The 17,551-nt window shown below is 65.0% G+C and carries 18 protein-coding genes; 7 read left to right on the forward strand and 11 right to left on the reverse strand.

Features of this window, described 5'->3' with window-relative positions; genetic code table 11:
- Positions 1-41: 41 nt before the first annotated feature.
- The 3 genes from ABIA40_RS26830 to ABIA40_RS26840 all read right to left on the reverse strand — a co-directional run bounded on the left by ABIA40_RS26830 (position 42) and on the right by ABIA40_RS26840 (position 3,044).
- The gene (locus ABIA40_RS26830) at positions 42-389 is read right to left on the reverse strand and encodes a histone (RefSeq protein WP_157283226.1); all 348 of its coding nucleotides are present in this window, start codon (positions 387-389) and stop codon (positions 42-44) included.
- An 85-nt stretch (positions 390-474) separates the two neighbouring features.
- A complete protein-coding gene (gene glcF, locus ABIA40_RS26835; RefSeq protein WP_404544101.1) occupies positions 475-1,797 on the reverse strand; it encodes a glycolate oxidase subunit GlcF in 1,323 nt (440 codons plus the stop codon).
- Positions 1,797-3,044, reverse strand: a complete 1,248-nt coding sequence (locus tag ABIA40_RS26840; RefSeq protein WP_404544103.1) for an FAD-binding protein — start codon at positions 3,042-3,044, stop codon at positions 1,797-1,799. Before ABIA40_RS26840 ends, glcF begins: the two co-directional genes overlap by 1 nt.
- On the opposite strand from ABIA40_RS26840, the gene ABIA40_RS26845 reads away from it, so the two are divergent.
- Complete coding sequence (locus tag ABIA40_RS26845; protein WP_404544105.1) at positions 3,031-3,531, forward strand: putative quinol monooxygenase; 501 nt, start codon at positions 3,031-3,033, stop codon at positions 3,529-3,531. The genes ABIA40_RS26840 and ABIA40_RS26845 overlap by 14 nt on opposite strands.
- Positions 3,532-3,609: 78 nt before the next feature.
- Here ABIA40_RS26845 and ABIA40_RS26850 read toward each other — a convergent pair whose 3' ends face one another.
- The 5 genes from ABIA40_RS26850 to ABIA40_RS26870 form a co-directional block, all read right to left on the reverse strand.
- Positions 3,610-4,416, reverse strand: a complete 807-nt coding sequence (locus ABIA40_RS26850; RefSeq protein ID WP_271539168.1) for an SDR family NAD(P)-dependent oxidoreductase — start codon at positions 4,414-4,416, stop codon at positions 3,610-3,612.
- 11 nt (positions 4,417-4,427) lie between these two features.
- Positions 4,428-4,847, reverse strand: a complete 420-nt coding sequence (locus ABIA40_RS26855; protein ID WP_404544106.1) for a DUF1850 domain-containing protein — start codon at positions 4,845-4,847, stop codon at positions 4,428-4,430.
- The gene (locus tag ABIA40_RS26860; protein ID WP_404544108.1) at positions 4,808-6,928 is read right to left on the reverse strand and encodes a TRAP transporter permease; all 2,121 of its coding nucleotides are present in this window, start codon (positions 6,926-6,928) and stop codon (positions 4,808-4,810) included. Before ABIA40_RS26860 ends, ABIA40_RS26855 begins: the two co-directional genes overlap by 40 nt.
- A 162-nt stretch (positions 6,929-7,090) precedes the next feature.
- On the reverse strand, positions 7,091-8,038 hold the full coding sequence (locus ABIA40_RS26865) for a TAXI family TRAP transporter solute-binding subunit (RefSeq protein ID WP_157283231.1): 948 nt from the start codon (positions 8,036-8,038) through the stop codon (positions 7,091-7,093).
- A gap of 311 nt (positions 8,039-8,349) precedes the next feature.
- Positions 8,350-8,829, reverse strand: coding sequence for a hypothetical protein (locus ABIA40_RS26870; protein ID WP_225147329.1), 480 nt, complete (start codon positions 8,827-8,829; stop codon positions 8,350-8,352).
- Positions 8,830-9,022: 193 nt separating this feature from the next.
- On the opposite strand from ABIA40_RS26870, the gene ABIA40_RS26875 reads away from it, so the two are divergent.
- A complete protein-coding gene (locus ABIA40_RS26875) occupies positions 9,023-9,328 on the forward strand; it encodes a hypothetical protein (protein WP_157283233.1) in 306 nt (101 codons plus the stop codon).
- Between the two features lie 186 nt (positions 9,329-9,514).
- Here ABIA40_RS26875 and ABIA40_RS26880 read toward each other — a convergent pair whose 3' ends face one another.
- Positions 9,515-10,732, reverse strand: a complete 1,218-nt coding sequence (locus ABIA40_RS26880; RefSeq protein ID WP_404544112.1) for a hypothetical protein — start codon at positions 10,730-10,732, stop codon at positions 9,515-9,517.
- Positions 10,733-10,788: 56 nt separating this feature from the next.
- Complete coding sequence (locus ABIA40_RS26885) at positions 10,789-11,415, reverse strand: NUDIX hydrolase (protein ID WP_404544114.1); 627 nt, start codon at positions 11,413-11,415, stop codon at positions 10,789-10,791.
- Positions 11,416-11,485: 70 nt separating this feature from the next.
- Between ABIA40_RS26885 and ABIA40_RS26890 the strand changes: the two genes are divergently transcribed.
- From ABIA40_RS26890 to ABIA40_RS26900, 3 genes are all read left to right on the forward strand, one after another.
- The gene (locus ABIA40_RS26890; RefSeq protein ID WP_036014328.1) at positions 11,486-11,911 is read left to right on the forward strand and encodes a PaaI family thioesterase; all 426 of its coding nucleotides are present in this window, start codon (positions 11,486-11,488) and stop codon (positions 11,909-11,911) included.
- 155 nt (positions 11,912-12,066) lie between these two features.
- Positions 12,067-13,077, forward strand: coding sequence for an aldo/keto reductase (locus ABIA40_RS26895; RefSeq protein WP_404544117.1), 1,011 nt, complete (start codon positions 12,067-12,069; stop codon positions 13,075-13,077).
- A gap of 15 nt (positions 13,078-13,092) precedes the next feature.
- Entirely contained in the window at positions 13,093-14,409 is a 1,317-nt protein-coding gene (locus tag ABIA40_RS26900) for a tetratricopeptide repeat protein (RefSeq protein WP_404544119.1), read from the forward strand.
- 86 nt (positions 14,410-14,495) lie between these two features.
- On the opposite strand, the gene ABIA40_RS26905 is transcribed toward ABIA40_RS26900, so the two are convergent.
- Complete coding sequence (locus ABIA40_RS26905) at positions 14,496-15,839, reverse strand: hypothetical protein (protein ID WP_271539186.1); 1,344 nt, start codon at positions 15,837-15,839, stop codon at positions 14,496-14,498.
- A 409-nt stretch (positions 15,840-16,248) separates the two neighbouring features.
- Here ABIA40_RS26905 and ABIA40_RS26910 point away from each other — a divergent pair, with 409 nt between their 5' ends.
- Positions 16,249-16,827: a hypothetical protein gene (locus ABIA40_RS26910; RefSeq protein WP_275507967.1), complete on the forward strand. Its 579-nt coding sequence runs from the start codon at positions 16,249-16,251 to the stop codon at positions 16,825-16,827.
- Between the two features lie 416 nt (positions 16,828-17,243).
- Complete coding sequence (locus ABIA40_RS26915) at positions 17,244-17,546, forward strand: hypothetical protein (protein ID WP_193760572.1); 303 nt, start codon at positions 17,244-17,246, stop codon at positions 17,544-17,546.
- The last annotated feature ends 5 nt before the right edge of the window (positions 17,547-17,551 follow it).

Here is a 17,551-nt window from a genome sequence, read left to right on the forward strand (position 1 = left end):
AGTCCCAAGTGACAGTCCGAAGGCGATGAGAGACCGCCTTCCTACCCCTGCCCCTCGGCCGGCGCCGCTTCCGCAGAAGACGAAGGCATCGCCCAGCTTGTCTCGGCGGGCGCGGGAGCCTCCGCCGGTGCCGACGGCTTCGGAGCAGGCGCTGCCTTCGCCTTCTTCGGTGCCGCCTTCTTCGCGGCCTTCTTCGGAGCAGCCTTCTTGGCCGCCGACTTCTTTGCGGTCGTCTTGGCAGCCTTCTTCGAGGCGGCCTTCTTGGCAGATTTCTTGGTGGCCTTCTTGGCCGCCTTCTTCTTCGTCGCCTTCTTCGCGGATTTCTTTGCCGCTACGGCCTTCTTGGCCTTTTTGGCCTTCTTGCTTTTCTTCTTCTTCGCTTTCGCCATCGTGGTCCTCCTGTTGCCGCCGAACAATGCTTGATCGGGCGTCTTCAGTCGTCACCTCGGGAGGACAGTTCGGGCTCCTGAAAGCTCAAACCTGCGCGTTCAGTGCCGGCCGCGCCCCGCCCGTCGCCCAATCGAGAAGCTCAATCGTGTGTACGACCGGAACTGACGTGCCACTGGCAATCTGCACCATGCAGCCGATATTGCCCGCGGCAATCATGTCCGGCTTGACGCTCGCGATGTTGGCGACCTTGCGATCACGCAACCGACCCGCAAGCTCGGGCTGGAGAATGTTGTAGGTCCCCGCCGAACCGCAACACAAATGGCTCTCGGGCACATCTTTCACCACGAATCCATTCTTGGAAAGCAATTCTTTCGGAAGCCCTGTGATTTTCTGTCCATGCTGCAACGAACACGCGGAGTGATAGGCGACGACGATGTCGTCCGCTCGCGCCGCCGTCGCAAGCTCGAGGCCGGCGACGTATTCGGTGATGTCCTTGGCGAGCGCCGAGATCCTCGCAGCATCGGCCGCGAACGCTGTGTCCTCGCGCAGGAGATAGCCGTAATCCTTGATCACCGTGCCGCAGCCGGAGGTCGTCACCAGGATCGCATCGAGCCCCTCGCCGGCCATTTCCTTTCGCCACGCCGCGACGTTGGCGCGCGCCCGCGCCAGCGCATCCTCGTCGTTGCCGAGGTGGTGGGTCAGCGCGCCACAGCACTGCTCGTCCCTGACAAGGACGACCTCGATGCCGTGGCGGGTCAGAAGATTGATGGCGGCCTGGTTGATGCGGGGCGCCAGCACCTGCTGGGCGCAGCCCTGGAGCAGCGCCACACGCCCGCGCTTCTTGCCCAGCGCCGCGAACACGCTGCCGGCGGCGGGCCCTGCGGGCGGCAGCCGGTCCGGCGCCAGCGCCAGCATCGCCTTGATGCGCTGGATCAGGCCCGGCGTCGCCGCAGGCCGGGGTGTCGGCAGCAAGACGCCGAGCGGACGGGCGAGCCGCGCCAGCCACATACTTACGCGAAAGCGCTGCGGGTCCGGCAGGACGAAGGCCAGCACCTGGCGCAACAGCCGCTCGGTCAGCGGCCGCCGATAGCGCTGCTCGATCCGCACCCGGGCCTGGTCGACCAGGTGCATGTAGTTCACGCCCGAAGGGCAGGTCGTCATGCAGGCAAGGCACGACAGGCAACGGTCGATATGCTTGACCACCTCGGCGGTCGGCGCCTGATCCTTCTCCAGCATCTCCTTGATCAGATAGATGCGGCCGCGCGGGCTATCGAGCTCGTCGCCGAGCAGCACATAGGTCGGGCAGGTTGCGGTGCAGAAGCCGCAATGGACGCAGGCGCGCAGGATCTTGTCGGCTTCCGCGATATCGGGGTCGGCGAGCTGCGCGAGTGAGAATTCGGTCTTCATCAGCCAGCGCTCCGCGTGAGCCGCCCCCGGTTGAGAATGATCTTCGGATCGAAGCTGGCGCGCACCCGCTCGCTCAGCGCGGCAATCCCCGGCGCCTGCGGATGGAACACGTCGACCTCCCGCCTGACATCATCAGTCGCCCGGATCAGCGTGGCATGCCCGCCGGCCGCGTTCGCGCGCGCACGCACTGCTGGGGCATGCGCGTCCGGCTTCGGCGGGAGCGCCGCCCAGATCAGGCCGCCTCCCCAATCGTAGATCACATCGCCGCCCGTCTCGCGTGCCAGCTGCGTGCCCAGCGCCGCGCCCGAGGCCGGCGGGCAGACGATCCGCCAGACCGGCCAGGCGCCGAGCGCGCCGCTCGCCGCGAACGGCAGCACGTCGCGGATCGCGCTCCACAGGGCCGCGGATGCCACGTCCTCGATCAGCGTCGCGGTTCCAAACGGCGCCAGCAATTGGCGCAGCGAGCCGGCGCGGTGCGCAGCGGACGCGGTGAAGCCCTCGAGCCGCAGCACGGTCAGCGCCTCGGCCTCGCCCTCGCCCTGGCCCGCAATGTCGCTCAGCCCCTCGGCGCCGGTCCGGAACGCGGATTTCGGCAGATGCGCGGCGGCGGAGACGTCGAACGGCGAGCCCAGCGCCGCGGTCATGGCCTTGTTGGCCGTGGCATCATCTAACCCGCGCAGCAACAGCGTCCGCTCGGCCTCGGGCTTGGGCATCACCTTGAGCGTGACCTCGGTCATCACCGACAGCGTGCCCCAGGACCCCGCCAGCAGCTTGCAGAGGTCATAGCCGGTGACGTTCTTCACCACCTTGCCGCCGGTCTTGAAGCTGTCGCCGAAGCCCGAGACGGCATGCGCGCCGAGCAGGTGGTCGCGCGCTCCGCCCGCCCGGATCCGCCGGGGTCCGGCGAGCCCGGCCGCGATCATGCCGCCGATGGTGCCTGTTGCAGGCGTGCCGAGCAGCGGGGCGGTGTTTACAGGCTCGAAGGCGAATTGCTGGTTCTTGGCGTCGATCAGCGCCAGCACGTCGGCCAGCGGCGCGCCGGCCTGGAGCGTGATGATGAGCTCGTTCGGCTCGTAGGCGGTGACGGCATTGAGGGCGGAGACGTCGAGCACGGCGTTGGTCGCCATCGCGTGGCCGATGCCGCGCTTGCCGCCATGGCCGATGATCTCGAGCGGCTGCTCGCTCGCGATCGCCGCGCGCACGACCTCTTCGACGTCTTTGGCGTCTCTGACCTTGAGCGTATCCACGGGAAAAGGCGGTAGCGAAATTCGCGCAGGAAATCAATTCGACCCGCGTCGGAACGCTGGGCCGTTCGGCGACATTCGCACTACGATGTTCATCGAACCATTGTTGCCCAGAGCTGCGCTATCGAATGGAGAATTCTCAGGGAGCTCCATCATGATCGAACAGGCAATGAATCAACAGACCGGCCACCCGGCCATCGGCGGCGGACTTCTCGTCGTGGCGCAATGGGAAGCAAAGGCCGAAGAGGTCGACCGCGTTGCTGAAATCCTGCGCGGCTTCCTCCCTCAGGCGCAGCGCGAGCCAGGCGTCAAGCTGTTCCTGATCTCGCGCGCCAAGGACAATCCGGCCCAGTTCCTGTTCTACGAGTTGTTCCGCGACGAAGCCGCCTTTAGGGCGCACCAGGAGAGCGCGCATTTCAAGAGCTACATCGCGGAACAGGCGCTGCCGCTGCTGGCCAGGCGCGAACGCGCGCAATACGCCTTGCTGTGAATGATCTGCTTCCTTCTTGCGAGCCAGGGCTATCGCCTATGACTCGCAGCGGCGGGCTGCGTGCAAGCTGGGGCTGGATCAAGCCCCGGCCTTGCACGTGATCCCGCCGTCGACAACGAGCTCGATGCCCGTCACGTATTTCGACTCGTCCGAGGCCAGGAACAGCGCGGCGTTGGCGACGTCCCATGCATCGCCCATATGACCCATCGGCACCTGGGCGTCGCGCGCGCGCCACATCGCCTCGACATCGCCCTTGGCGTAGCTGGCGGCGAGGCCGGCGGAGTGCTCGACCATCGGCGTCTTCATCAGGCCGGGCAGGATCGCGTTGACCCGGACATGATGGCGCGCGAACTCGATCGCTGTGGTGCGCGTCATCTGGTTCATCGCCGCTTTCGAGGTGCCGTAGGTGACGTAGGAGATGCCCATGTGGCGGATCGAGGCGATCGAGGAGATGTTGATGATCGAGCCGCCGCCCTGCTTCACCATGATCGGGATCACGTGCTTCATGGCGAGATAGGCGCTCTTGAGGTTGACGCTGAAGACGCGGTCCCAGCTGTCTTCGCTCACCTCGACAACACTGCCCATCTCGGCGATGCCGACATTGTTGTCGAGCACGTCGATGCGGCCATAGGCCTGCAGGCACGCCGCGACCATCGCCTCGATCTCGGCAGGCCGCGACACGTCGGCCGTGAATGCCGTCGCCTTGCCGCCTTCTTCGGTGATGATCCTGGCGGTCTCCTCGGCCGCGGCACCGTTGCGATCGACGCAGAACACCTGCGCGCCCTCGCGCGCAAAGGTCACCGCGGTCGCCTTGCCGTTGCCCCAGCCTGGACCGATCGAGCCGGCCCCCACCACCATCGCAACCTTGCCCTTGAGCCGATCCATCGCGTGTCTCCTTATTTCTCTTGTTGTTCGCAGATGCTCATCTTGGTCACGTTAGCACCAATGGAATGCCCGACAATCTCCGACAATGTCCGGCACCTCCCGTCATGGCACAGTCGCCATTCTCCGGCCGCGCCGGAATTGCCGAGCACTAATTCCGGCATCGGCCCACGCTGCGGCCGCCATTGAAACCAACCGTCGACCAGCCGCGCTTCGGCCGGCGGCTCCATGCCGGGGCCGGTGCCCTTGACGCGGGCTTGCACCAGCTCAAGGCCGGCGGGTGTGAGGTGCCAGTCTTCCTGCCATTCGACCTTCGCGATCGAATGCGTCCAGACAAGCGTGAACGCGGACAGCGCCAGCGCCTTCACGCCGCCCGCTGTCGCAAGACAGAGACTCACACCGCCTCGACCGGCGCCGGCGGACGCTGCCGCCATTGCCAAAGCGCGAGCGCGGCGGCGAGCACGAAGCCCGCGCTGTCGCTGAAGGGGAATTCGCCGAGCAGGCAGAACGCGGCGCCGAGCGCGATCAGGCGCTCGATCAACGTCAGCCGCGTGAACAGGAAGCCGATCGCGGCCATGCCGAACAGGCCGATCGCCACCAGCGCCTTCAAGCTCGCCAGCGCCACCGCGCCGTAGAAGCCGAGCTTGGCCGCCATGGGATCGCCGGCCTGCAGCATCAAGGCCGGCGAATAGACGAAGATGAAGGGAATGACGTAGCCCGCGAGCGCGATGCGCATCGCCTCCCAGCCGATCTTGTCCGGATTCTCCTTGGCGATCGGCGCCGCCGCGAGCGCGGCGAGCGCCACCGGCGGCGAGAGGTCGGCCATGATGCCGTAATAGAATGCGAACATGTGGCTCGCGATCAAGGGCACGCCGAGCTTGGCCAGCGCGGGAGCCGCGAGGGCGGCGGTGATGATGTAGGTCGGGATGGTCGGGATGCCGGTGCCGAGCAGGATCGACAGCAGCATGGTCATGACCAGCGCCAGGAACAGGCTCTTCTCGCCGAGCCCGATCACCCAGCCGCCGAAGATGGTGCCGACGCCGGTCTGCGACATCATGCCGATGATGACGCCGACGATGGCGCAGGCCATGCCGACGGTGATGGCGGATTTCGCGCTCTCGGCCAGCGCATCGCGGCAGGCCCGCAACGCCGCGAAGCCGCCGCGCACGAACGCCGTGATCACGATCAGGCCGACCACGACGGTCGCGACCGGCACGATCTGGAGGCCGTCGCGCGACAATGCCGCGACGACGAGCGCGAGCCCGACCCAGAAGATGGTCCGGACCACGTTCGAGGAGGCGCCCGTCGTGATGGCGGTGCCGAGGATCAGCGTCACCGTCAGCGCGAGGCCCATGCTGCCGGCATAGAGCGGCGTGAAGCCCTCGAACAGCATGTAGACCAGCGCTGCGAGCGGCAGCACGAGGTACCAGCGCGTCACCAGCGCCTTCCAGGCGCTCGGGATCTCCGAACGCTTCATGCCGACGAGGCCGTGCTTGCCGGCTTCCAGATGCACCATCCAGAACGCGGAGGCGAAATAGAGGATCGCGGGGATCGCGGCCGCCTTGACGATCTCCGAATATTGCACGCCGAGCGTCTCGGCCATGATGAAGGCGACCGCGCCCATCACCGGCGGCATGATCTGGCCGCCCATCGAGGCCGTCGCCTCGACGCCGGCCGCGAAGGCGCGGCGGTAGCCGAACCTGATCATCAAGGGAATCGTGAACTGGCCGACGGTGACGACGTTGGCGACGCCCGAGCCGGAGATGGTGCCCATCATGCCCGAGGCGAACACCGCGACCTTGGCAGGACCGCCGCGGGTGCGGCCGAACAGGCCGAGCGAGACATCGGTGAACAGCTGGATCATGCCGGCGCGCTCCAGGAACGAGCCGAACAGGATGAACAGGAAGATGTAGGTCGCCGAGACGTAGACCGGTACGCCGTAAAAGCCTTCGGTGCCGAACGACAGATGCGTGACGATCTGGTCGAAATCATAGCCGCGATGGTTGAGCGGCGACGGCAGGTACTGCCCGAAGAACCAATAGAGGAGACAGGCGCCGCACATCAGCGGCAGCGCCGCGCCCATCAGCCGCCGCGTGCCCTCGAAGATCAGCACCGCGAGCAGGGTGCCTACGGCGAGATCGAGCCTGGTCGGATCGCCGTCGCGCGCGATCAGGTCGGCATAGAAGATCCATTGGTAGAGACCGCAGTAGAAGCCGGCGCCGCCGATCGCCCAGCCCAGCGCACGGCCGAAATTGCTCTTCGCGGTGAAGTTGGCGATCAGGCCGAAGGTCAGCAGCAGCAGGAAGCCGACATGGACGCCGCGCACCACCTGGCTCGGCAGATAGTTGAAGGCGGCGACATAGAGCTGGAAGATCGCGAACGCGATGCCGATCCAGTAGGCGAGCCGGCCCCACCAGCCCGGGCCGAAGCCTTCCGGAAAACCATGCTCGAAATTGTCGAACTCGACCTTGACCTTGTCGGGCGCGATCTCAGTCCCCTCTGCCTTTTCCAGCATCTCAGCCCATCCCCAATCGTCGAGCGCTTGTAGCATTGGCACGGTATGTCCCGAGCCGTCATGCCCGGGCTTGTCCCGGGCATCCACGAAACTTCCATGCACCGCCGCAGAACGTGGATGGCCGGGACAAGCCCGGCCATGACGTCCGACGACAGGAGCTGATTACTTGATCAGCCCCTTTTCCTTGTAATAGCGGATCGCGCCGGGGTGCAGCGGGACCGGGCTGCCGGTGGCGGCGGTCTCGAGCTTGATCTCCTTGCCGGCCGCGTGCGCAGTGACGAGCTCGGGCAGCGATTCATAGACCAGCTTGGTCATCTGATAGGCGAGATCGTCCGAGACGGCGGAGCTGGTGACCAGATAATTGATCACAGCCGCAGTCGGCACGTCCTTGTCCTGGCCGGTATAGGTGTTTGCCGGAATGGTCGCCGCAACGAAGGGCGGGCCGATCTTGTCGACGGTCTCCTTCGGCACCGACACCACCGTGATCGGGCTCGAGGTCGAGAGGTCCTTCAGCGAGGCGACGCCGAGCCCGGCCGATTGCAGCGTGGCGTTGAGCTGGCGGTTCTTCATGAGATCGACGGATTCGGCGAACGGCAGATATTCGACCTTGCCGAGCTCCTTGTAGCTCATGCCGGCAGCGGCCAGGATCGCGCGGGAGTTCAGCTCGGTGCCCGACTTCGGCGCACCGACCGACAGGCTCTTGCCCTTGAGGTCGGCGAGCGTCTTGATGCCGCTGTCCGCGGTCGCGACGATCTGGATGTAGTTCGGATAGATCGCGCCGATGGTGCGGAGCTTGTCGAGCTTGGTCTTGAAGCCCGCCTCCTCCTCGCCGTCCCAGGCGGCCTTCAGAGAGTCGCCCAGCGTGAACGCCAGCTCGCCGCGGCCCTGCTGCAGCAGGATCAGGTTCTCGACCGACGCCTTGGTGGCCTGCACCTGCGTCTTCACGTTCGGAATCTTGTCGCCGTAGATCTTTCCGATCGCGACCCCGAGCGGATAGTAGACGCCCGAGGTTCCACCCGTCAGCACGTTGATGAAGGATTGCGCCTGGGCGCAAGGTGCCGACGCCGCCAGAGCCAGAGCCGCGGCTGCGCCGAAAATCGTCCGTTTCATGGTTGTTGTACTCCCCAAACCGGCGGCGAAATTGGCCCCATGAGGGATGCGGGTCAACCCATCCAAAAGGCACAACAGGACTGCGGCAAAGGGCCGTTGGGTTTTTGGGAACCGGACGGCGCGGCGAGGTGGCACTTCACCTCTCCCGCTCGCGGGAGAGGTCGGATCGCGCAGCGATCCGGGTGAGGGCTCTTTCCTCTAGGGGACAGTCCCGTTGTGGCGACACCCTCTCCCCAACCCTCCCCCGCAGGCGGGGGAGCGAGCGCACCTTCAATGAGGCGATGGTCGAACGCACCCCCGAGCAGCAAATGCTACTGGAACGTCATGTCCAGGCATTTGGAGATGTCGGAGCCGAGGCCGGAGGAGATGGTGATGCAGCCGCGCACCTTCTGCGCGCCGACGTCGGCCGCCCAGACCGAATAGCCGCCGGGGCCGAAGAACGAATTGGTGTTCGGCGGCTCGGTCTCGGTGGCGTCGAAATCGTACTTGCCGTCGGTCTCGAAAATGCGCGGCTTCTTGGTGCAGCCGCCGTCGGTCTGGACGTTGATGACTTCCTTGTTGTCGCGGGTCAGCGCCAGGGAAACCTGGCAGCGGAAATATTCCGAGGTCTTGGTGTTGAAGAGATAGGTGTAGGACTTGCAGGTCGCCGTGTTCAGCTTGCCCGGGGCAAGGCCGCGGCTGCACGAAATCCGCTGGTTGTGGCTGAGCCGGTAGTCATCGGCTTGGGCGGCCGGCGCCAGCGCCGTGAGCAACAGCGCGGCAGCCGAGCAGGCTTTGACGACAAGGTTCATTCGAATCATCCCCACCAATATTTTTGTCGAGTTGCGTTCTAGACGGAAAGCGGAACATAGTCGCGAGGGGACGGAGGGAAAATCACAAACTGCTGGGCAAGACGTGATGCGCTGCGGCGCTATCGCAAATTGACCGGGACGCAGCGTTCGTGATTTGTTCAATCTTGGAATGTCCCGATCTTGGGAGGATGGGATGACGGCATTTTCAATCAAGACATTTGCAATCGCAGCCGCGCTCGGCGCATTGGCTTGGCCCGCATTGGCGCAAACCGCAGCGACGCCCTGGGAGCTGAAGACCGACACCGCCTACGCCTACGACAGGGAGGGCAAGACCTATTCCTACAAGATGGGCACCAGCAACGCCGGCGAGCTCTTGAAGGGCGCCAAGAAGGTGCCCAAGGGCACACTGTTCTTCATCGGCCAGAACGGCCAGCTCTACATGCGCACCGGTCCGTATCTGGAGGGCGACGGCAAGTTCAAGTTCGGGCCGGATCAGTAGGAGCCGCGATTACGGTGCGCTCCCTCGCCCCGTTCTTACGGGGCCGCGACGAGCTTCGCTCGCGCTGAGAGGGTTGGGGTGAGGGGAGATCGTCGAGGGACCTGTACCCCCTCACCCGGATTGCATCTGACGATGCAATCCGACCTCTCCCCGCAAGCGGGGAGAGGTGAAGACAGCGCCAGCGTCCTAAAACGCCCCTGCCAGCTCCCTTGCGCCGGCTTTGCCGCTGTTCACGTCCATGCGCTCGTCCGTCACGGCCAGCAGCTTCGCCACCGTGTTGTGTCGGATCGCGACCGGGTTGCGCTCATAGCCGCCGCGCTGAAAGAAGTTCGAGGTCGGCACCCGCTCGCGCATCGCCTGCGGCATCGTCACCATGTCGAGGCCGGTGCCGTCGCCGGTGAGGTTCATCATCTCGAGCTCGGCCGCAGAGAGCGGGCGCGTGTGGCCCTTGGCCCGGGCGAAATGCACCGATGTCAGCAGCTTGTGGGTCTGCAGCATCGGACCGATATCGACGTCGAGCACCATCGCATGCATGGCCCAGCCCTGCGGGGTAGCGCCCATCTTCTCGTGCTCCGACCAGGTATCGGGCACCGACTTCGCGTGCGCCACCATCTTCTTCAGGACAGCGAGCTTGTGCTCGAGCGCATGCCGCGCCGGTCCTGATGTGCGCGCCACCTTCTCAGAAAGGGCGCGGATCAGTTCATGGCCCTGCTCGGCGAGCAGTTCGACGCTGTTGGTGGTGAGCAGCTGGTTATAGCCCATCGCGGTCGAGATCGCGCGCTTGCCGCCATGCTCGATGCCCGCCTGCACGTCGTAACTGCCGGTGCCGCCGGTCTCGAACGAATAGACCCGCACCGCCTGCTCGCGCGTCAGGCCATGGGCCAGAGCGTAGCGCGCATAGGCGCGCTTGAACTCGAGCTCGCTGGACGGGCGCTGCGGCGTGAACTGGTAGAGTTCCTGCGCCGCACGCAGGAAATCGGCGACGACGGGGATCGGCCTCCTTGTGGGGCGGTCAGGCGTTTCCTCCGGCTCCGGATTCACCGGCTTCTTCGGCCCGTTGTAGAGCGGCGGATGCTCCAGCACGTAATCATCAAGCGTGATCTGCTGCCCATTGCGCCGCTTGGCGTTGCGGGCCTTCCGCTTCTCGGAGATCTGGCTCCAATAGGCGCCGGCCTCGGCATCGAAGGCGGCGCGCGCGGCCTGATATTCCGCGAGCTTGCGGCGATATTCGAGCACGGCGGGTGAAGCCCCCCCGCCTTGTGCGAAAAACTGCGACAGCAGCTGGGCGTTGGCATTTCGAACGGCGGGCGGCAGTGCGTCGGCCTCGGCGCCGCGCGCCGCGGGCGAGATCAGGACGAGCGCGAGCGGAACCAGCGCCAATTTGTTTCGAATCGAATGATGCATGCTGCCTTCTTAGCAGGCATCCGGTAACCGTCGCGTTAACGCGCCGTTTACCATCGTCACGTCCAGGCGAATACCGGCTGTTCCAGGTCGGTGACGCGGGTGTGCCGCCCCGCCAGCACCTCGCGGAACTGGTAGATCAGCGCCGCGGTCGGGGCATGGATCAGGCTCATCTGGTGATGGAAGCGGATCACGCGGCGGCTGCTCTCGGGAATCCCCGTGAAGTCGAAGGCATCGTCACGCTCGATCGTGGCCAGCGCGATGCGATGAACGGAGGCGACCTCGTCCGGGTTCGGGCGGATCGCAGCACTGTCGGCCGCCCAGACCACGACCGGCGTGATCAGATAGCCCGAGCGCGTCGGATAATCGTCGAGCAGGCCGAGCACCGCATCGGCTGACAGCGCGAGTGCGAGCTCCTCGTCGAGCTCGCGCAGCGCCGCCTCGACCGGCGTCTCGCCGGCATCGCAGCGTCCGCCGGGCAGCGCCCATTGGCCGCGATGGGCGCGCAGGTGCGAGGCGCGCCTGGTGAGCAGGAAGGCGGTGTCGCCACCGTCGTCGGATTCGGTCAGCGCCAGCACCACCGCGGCGCGCTTCAGCGCCGACGGCTCGGCTGTGTCGGGCAGCCGCGCGAAGGCGGCGCAGACCTCTGCGATATTCCGTCTGGTGGCATCGTCGAACGCTCTCATGATGCTTGACTACACCAGGACTGCATCTGATGAAACGAGGAGACATCGCGTTGCAAGGACAGACGACGACATGACCAGCAAGGCCGCCGCAAGGCTGAAATCAGAGGGCTGGAGCATCCTGGAGACCACGGGCTTCCTGCATCTGATCGGCCCGTTGTGGGAGCGCAAGGTCGACGGCCATTACGAGTTCGCGCTCGCGACCGAGGACAAGCACCACAACCGCCGCGGCATGGTCCAGGGCGGCGTGATGATGACGTTCGCCGACCGCACCTGCGGCATGACCGCCCGCTACGTCTCCGGCAAGGAGTACTTGGCGACGGTGCAGCTCGACACCCATTTCGTCGAGGCCGGCCAGATCGGCGACACCCTGATCTCCCGTCCGCGCGTGGTGCGCTCGACCCGCAGCCTGATCTTCATGAGCACCGAAGTGACGGTGGACGACCGCTGCATCGTGATGGCGAACGGCGTGTTCAAGATCTTGAAGGGGCCGGGGTAGCTAGCCGGGCTAGCACCGCCCTCTCCCCGTCATTGCGAGCGCAGCGAAGCAATCCAGCATCTCTCCCCGGATGCATCTCTGGATTGCTTCGCTGCGCTCGCAATGACGGAACCGGGCGGTTATGCTGGCCTTCACAAGACATCGAGGACTCGCCCATGCAATACCGCCAGCTCGGCCGCAGCGGCCTCAAGGTCTCGCCGATTTGCCTGGGCACCATGATGTTCGGCGGGCCGACCGATGAAGCCACCTCGAAGCGGATCATCGACAAGGCACGCGACGCCGGGATCAACTTCATCGACACCGCGGACGCTTATTCGAAAGGCGCCTCCGAGGAAGTCGTCGGCCGCGCGATCGCGCGCAATCGTGGCGCGTGGGTGCTTGCCACAAAGCTCGCAAACCCCATGGGGGACGATCCCAATCGCGGCGGGCTGTCGCGGCGCTGGGTGTTGCAGGCGGCGGACGAGAGCTTGATGCGGCTCGGCACCGATCACATCGACATCTACTATCTGCACAAGGAAGACCATGCCACGCCGTTGGAGGAAACGGTGCGCGCCATGAGCGACCTGATCCACGCCGGCAAGGTGCGCTATTTCGGCGTCTCCAACTACCGCGCCTGGCGCGTTGCCGAGATCTGCAACATCTGCGACCGTCTCGGCATCGACCGGCCCGCGGTGAGCCAGCCTTACTACAACGCCATGAACCGCATGCCGGAGGTCGAGCACTTTCCGGCCTGCGCGTATTATGGCCTCGGCATCGTGCCCTACAGCCCGCTTGCGCGCGGCGTGCTCACCGGCAAGTACAGGGTGGATGCAGCGCCCGACAAGGAGACGCGCGCGGGGCGCAACGACACCCGCATGATGCAGACCGAATGGCGGCCGGAATCGCTCCAGCTTGCGCAGGAGATCAAGGCTCACGCCGAGAAGAAAGGCATCACCGCCGGCCAGTTCGCGGTCGGCTGGGTGCTCAACTCCGCCCTCGTCTCGTCGGTGATCGCTGGTCCCCGCACCGAGGAGCAATGGGACGGCTACATCAGCGCGCTCGATTACCGTTTCACCGCGGAGGACGAGGCGCTGATCGACCGCCTGGTGACACCAGGCCATCCCTCGACGCCGGGCTATAACGACCCGGCCTATCCGATCGAAGGCCGCCGCGCGCGGACGGCTTGAGGGCGGGAGACGACGATGGGGCTTGAAGACCGCTACGGCCTGCCGCTCTCGACCTCTTCGCACGAGGCGGCAAGTGCCTATCGCGACGGCGTCGACCTCATGCTCGCGGGCTGGACCGGCACGGCGGAGATGCTGGAGCGCGCGATCGCGGCTGATCCTGACTTCGCGCTGGCCCATATCGCCCGCGGCCGCGTTCATGCCTTCTACCAGCAGGGCGATCTCGCACGGCAGAAGGCGGCGCTGGCGCGCGAGCTGGTGATGAAGCGCGGCAGCGAGCGCGAGCGCTCGCATGTCGAGACCTTGGCGCTCGCGATCGAGGGCCGGCTGCCGGAGGCAATCGCATCGATGCTGAAGCATATCGATGCATGGCCGCGCGACGCTGTCGTGCTGTCGCTGCCGCTCGGCGCGTTCGGCCTGTTCGCCTTCTCCGGCATGGCCGATCACGACCGCGCCCGGCACGAGCTCTGCGAGAACATCGCGCCACATTATGGCGAGGACTGGTGGTTCCTGACCATGTCCGGCTGGGCGATGACGGAGAATGGCGACGTCGCGCGCGGCCGCGCCGTCACCGAGCGTGGCTTCAATCTGCGCCGGGAAAACGCCCATGCCGCGCACGCGGTGCTGCATGCGATGTTCGAGGATGGATTGATCGAGGACGCCGATCGTCTCGTGGACGAATGGCTGCCGGCTTACGACCGCGCCGGAATCCTCCACGGACATATAAGCTGGCATCAGGCGCTCGGCGCGCTCGAACATGGCGATGCGGCGCGGGCGCTCGCGATCTATGCCGACGTGCTTCGGCCCACTGCCACGCAGGCGCCGCCGCTCAACGTCATCACCGACAGCGCCTCGCTGCTGTGGCGCCTGTCGATGTACGGCCATGCGGTGCCGAAGGCGCTGTGGCAGGAAGCCGACGACGCCGCGCAAAAACTGTTTCCGAAATCGAGTCTGTCCTTTGCCGACGTCCACATGGCGCTATTCGCAGCCGCGACGCAGAATCGCGAAGCGCTCGCCGCCCGCCTTGCGGCGATCGAGCAGCGGCTGGCCGACGGCAAGCTGCCGGCGGGCCCTGTGGTGCCGGCGATCTTCCGCGCACTCGCGGCTTTCGCCGATGAGGATTACCGGACTTGCGTGCAGATGCTCGCGCCGGTGCTCGGCGAGGTCGTGCGCATCGGCGGCAGCCACGCCCAGCGCGAGCTGATCGAGGACACCTATATCGTCGCGCTCATGCGCAGCGGTGAGCTGCCCCGCGCCCGCGCCGTGCTGGACGCCCGCCTCCACCGCTGCCCCTCCTTCCGCGACAGGCGCTGGCACCAGCTGGCCACCAGCTGAGCGAAGCAAGCTAAACCTCTGCGGCTCGATCTCAGTCGCGTCTCGCACGGAGCCAACTTCGCAGCCGAACCATCGAACCAAGCCCCTTACGCTGCGTCTTGCCCGGAGGCGCGGTGATCAATCAGCTTGTTGCGGCGAGCACCGTTGCGCGTTACCACGGGGGTAACCGGCGCTCCGACGGCCGCGGCCTTGAGCGACCCTCGAGCCAGCTTCGGCCCGATCGTCTGCTCATCATAGCGCCCATCGAGGTGCCCGTTGATGACATCCCAGATTTGGCGGAGCCGGCGGACGTGCAGATCGTCGCGGATATAGGACACGATGGCTTGCAGCGCATCTGCATCGTTCAGCGGGACCTCGCTGCCCGTCGCGACGGCACCTTCCGCTACGGCTTCGAACTTTGGGGCGTATTTCGCCTCGACATTTAACAGGATGTGGATGAGCCGCTGGCGCAGAAGCGGGTTCTTCAAGCAGCGTTCGAGATCAAAGATCGTGCGGATGTTCATCTCCCGCAGCCTGCGCGTCCGCTCGGGCCCGACAGCGAGAATGAGCTGCGCCTGCGCGACCCAATCCATGACCTCGTAGAGCCCATAGGGGGTCTCCACAAAGATCTGGATGGGGTTGATGGTCGCAAGGTTCTGCACGTCCTCGATCTCGAACTCTCCGAGGCGGAGCTTCATGAACGGGTCGATCCCGAGAATCATGTCGAGCGGGAGCTCCTCCTGAAGCGCCTTGCTTGCGGAGCTCACCCGACGCAGCCGGATCCACGGAAATTTCGCGATCAGCACGCTGATGAAAAGGTCCGGGAAGAAGCCGATGACGAATGCCAGAGCGACCTGCGCGCCGTCGCCGAGATGTGTCATGAACCCGGAGTGCCAGACCGCCGCGGTCACGAAGATCGCGAGCAGGATGTGGAAGAACGACTGGAAGAACGAAATCGGGGAGAGATCGAAATTGGCGATTCTTCGGATCAGGTACTGGATCGACCAGATGTAGCTGCCGATGAACGCGTAGGTGATCATACCGCCCGGGGTACCGCGCGGCGTCCAGAAATTCGAGACGTAGTCGTCGGGTTTGGCCACCCCATGCGGCGCAATGTCTTGCCTGAACGCGAATTGGAAGCAAAGGCACGTCAGCAGGACGTAGATCGCGACAGGGAAGATGTAAAATCGGACCGCGTTGGAGTCCGGATCCGTGGTCTGCCGCTCCGGATTTGCTTGCGGGTCGTATTTATATTTGACCAGTTCGAACGACGGCAAGATAAGCGGCCGTCCGCCCACTTTTGCGAACTGAAAAAGTCTCTCGAGATCTCGCACGATTTCACGCCGGCTCGCACGAACGTTCATGCGACCGATATAGACGCCGACGGGAACGATGAGGCTGAAGAGAGCAATGGACAATGCACGAAGGAAAGTATCGAATTCGAAACTCATGACGCACCCTCACGCAATAGGATGAAAACGATCAGGAGACGAAAACTATCAGGAGAAGAAGAATATCGATCAATCAACCTCTGTGAGGCTACCCCCAAAGCACGGCTAGCTCAAGCCTAGCCCCCGGCCCGCCGTCGATCGGTGCCCCCCGAGGGAGACCAATGGCTATTTTGACCCGGTCCGCGTCCGCCGACGTACCGGCCGCCGCTGTCCCGCCACGAAAAAAACACCGGCCTGATGGCATGTGGCCGCCGGGATGGATCGGGCGATTTGAACAAGTCGCCGTCGGGGTGAAAGTGGTGGTATTCCAGGCGGGACTTGCAGCACAAACGGGATCGCAACCAATTTGCGGTTCGATGGTTACGGTGCGGAACTCTTCCGCCATGGCCCCTGGCTCATGAGCCCGACGATGCGCCTTCGCCGATTGGTCCTCGCCGCGTTGCTCGTGATCGCGGCAAGTCCTTGTTTTGCCGAGACTTCCAAACCCGTTCCGGTCAACAATCCGCCCGCGCAGCCGAACGCCTTCATCGATCTCCTGGCGCTGATGTCCGGCCACTGCAAGACGTTCAGGGTCGCGGGCCGCACCTTCCCGTGCAAGACTGTGGCCTATGCCCATGGCGACACGGGCCGGGTCAATTTCGCGGTCGCGGTCGACGATCCCTCCGATGACAGCCACGTGGTGTCGTTCTCCGGCGAGAACGGCAAGCGCGCCGACGACAATTCCTACGAGCTGCGGATCGACCGCGTGCTGCTTAACTCCAAGAACCGCCCCAAGGTCGACGGCCTGCCGGTGCCCGCCGAGCAGACCTCGACCGGCATCTGCCGGCAGACCGGCAACTTCGCCGCCAGAAAGGTGAACGACGTCACCTGCTCGGCGACCGACAGCGAGGGCCGCAAGTACGAGCTGCTGTTCGTCTCCGACGGCACCCCGGTCAGCGTGCGCCGCATCCGCCAGTCGGCCCCGTCGATCCAGGATCCGTTCAAGTAGGTCCGTGTCCGCTGGCGTAACGTGTACGATCGCGATGATGCCATGGATCCCTGGCACTGCGCTCAGCTATCACGGTCGTACATTCATCGCAGACAAGGACGCGATCCTCGCTGCGCTCTCCGAAGGACACCGCTTTCCTAATCCGCATCCGTGACAGTGGTTGCGAAAATCTACATGCGCCACTCTCGTGTCCCGGACTCGCACCGCATCGTCGAAGAGACGCTGCGCCGCGTTCGGGGCGCGAGTCGCAGGCCATGCCTCGTCATGCGACGATAGAACGCGCGGCCTTCGCTCGTTCACGAACGTTAACGTACGTTCATCGGGGAACTAAAATCTGCGTCGTTTCGACGCCCGCAGTGGCAGGAACGCGCGGGATGCTCATGTGTTGTCACACGACCTTCAACTGGAGTGATGACATGAAATATCTCATTGCCGCGATCGCCCTCGGTGCTGCGGCGTTGGCCGGTGGATCGGCGAGCGCGGCCGGCAGCGTAAGCGCCAAGCAGACCGCGCAGGAAAGCCAGACCACCGACATCAGCGCGCACCGCAGGCATTACCGCCACCATCATCATTGGCGGCATCATCACGGCTATTACCGGCCGTATTACAGGAGCTACGGTTATTACCCGCGGCACCACGGCTACTACGGCGGCGGACCGTACGGCTATTACGGCGGAGGCCCCGGCGTGACGTTCAGCTTCGGCGGCGGCCGCTGGTAATATCT

The sequence above is a fragment of the Bradyrhizobium sp. USDA 223 genome (genome assembly GCF_044909005.1).
Lineage (GTDB): Bacteria > Pseudomonadota > Alphaproteobacteria > Rhizobiales > Xanthobacteraceae > Bradyrhizobium > Bradyrhizobium yuanmingense.

Coding starts and splice junctions, on each gene's coding strand:
- ABIA40_RS26865 (WP_157283231.1), bottom strand. CDS start 8,038: ATGAAACGGACGATTTTCGGCGCAGCCGCGGCTCTGGCTCTGGCGGCG.
- ABIA40_RS26910 (WP_275507967.1), top strand. CDS start 16,249: ATGCGCCTTCGCCGATTGGTCCTCGCCGCGTTGCTCGTGATCGCGGCA.
- ABIA40_RS26850 (WP_271539168.1), bottom strand. CDS start 4,416: ATGGATCGGCTCAAGGGCAAGGTTGCGATGGTGGTGGGGGCCGGCTCG.
- ABIA40_RS26905 (WP_271539186.1), bottom strand. CDS start 15,839: ATGAGTTTCGAATTCGATACTTTCCTTCGTGCATTGTCCATTGCTCTC.
- glcF (WP_404544101.1), bottom strand. CDS start 1,797: ATGAAGACCGAATTCTCACTCGCGCAGCTCGCCGACCCCGATATCGCG.
- ABIA40_RS26875 (WP_157283233.1), top strand. CDS start 9,023: ATGACGGCATTTTCAATCAAGACATTTGCAATCGCAGCCGCGCTCGGC.
- ABIA40_RS26890 (WP_036014328.1), top strand. CDS start 11,486: ATGACCAGCAAGGCCGCCGCAAGGCTGAAATCAGAGGGCTGGAGCATC.
- ABIA40_RS26880 (WP_404544112.1), bottom strand. CDS start 10,732: ATGCATCATTCGATTCGAAACAAATTGGCGCTGGTTCCGCTCGCGCTC.
- ABIA40_RS26830 (WP_157283226.1), bottom strand. CDS start 389: ATGGCGAAAGCGAAGAAGAAGAAAAGCAAGAAGGCCAAAAAGGCCAAG.
- ABIA40_RS26900 (WP_404544119.1), top strand. CDS start 13,093: ATGGGGCTTGAAGACCGCTACGGCCTGCCGCTCTCGACCTCTTCGCAC.
- ABIA40_RS26855 (WP_404544106.1), bottom strand. CDS start 4,847: ATGGCGGCAGCGTCCGCCGGCGCCGGTCGAGGCGGTGTGAGTCTCTGT.
- ABIA40_RS26870 (WP_225147329.1), bottom strand. CDS start 8,829: ATGAACCTTGTCGTCAAAGCCTGCTCGGCTGCCGCGCTGTTGCTCACG.
- ABIA40_RS26895 (WP_404544117.1), top strand. CDS start 12,067: ATGCAATACCGCCAGCTCGGCCGCAGCGGCCTCAAGGTCTCGCCGATT.
- ABIA40_RS26885 (WP_404544114.1), bottom strand. CDS start 11,415: ATGAGAGCGTTCGACGATGCCACCAGACGGAATATCGCAGAGGTCTGC.
- ABIA40_RS26915 (WP_193760572.1), top strand. CDS start 17,244: ATGAAATATCTCATTGCCGCGATCGCCCTCGGTGCTGCGGCGTTGGCC.
- ABIA40_RS26860 (WP_404544108.1), bottom strand. CDS start 6,928: ATGCTGGAAAAGGCAGAGGGGACTGAGATCGCGCCCGACAAGGTCAAG.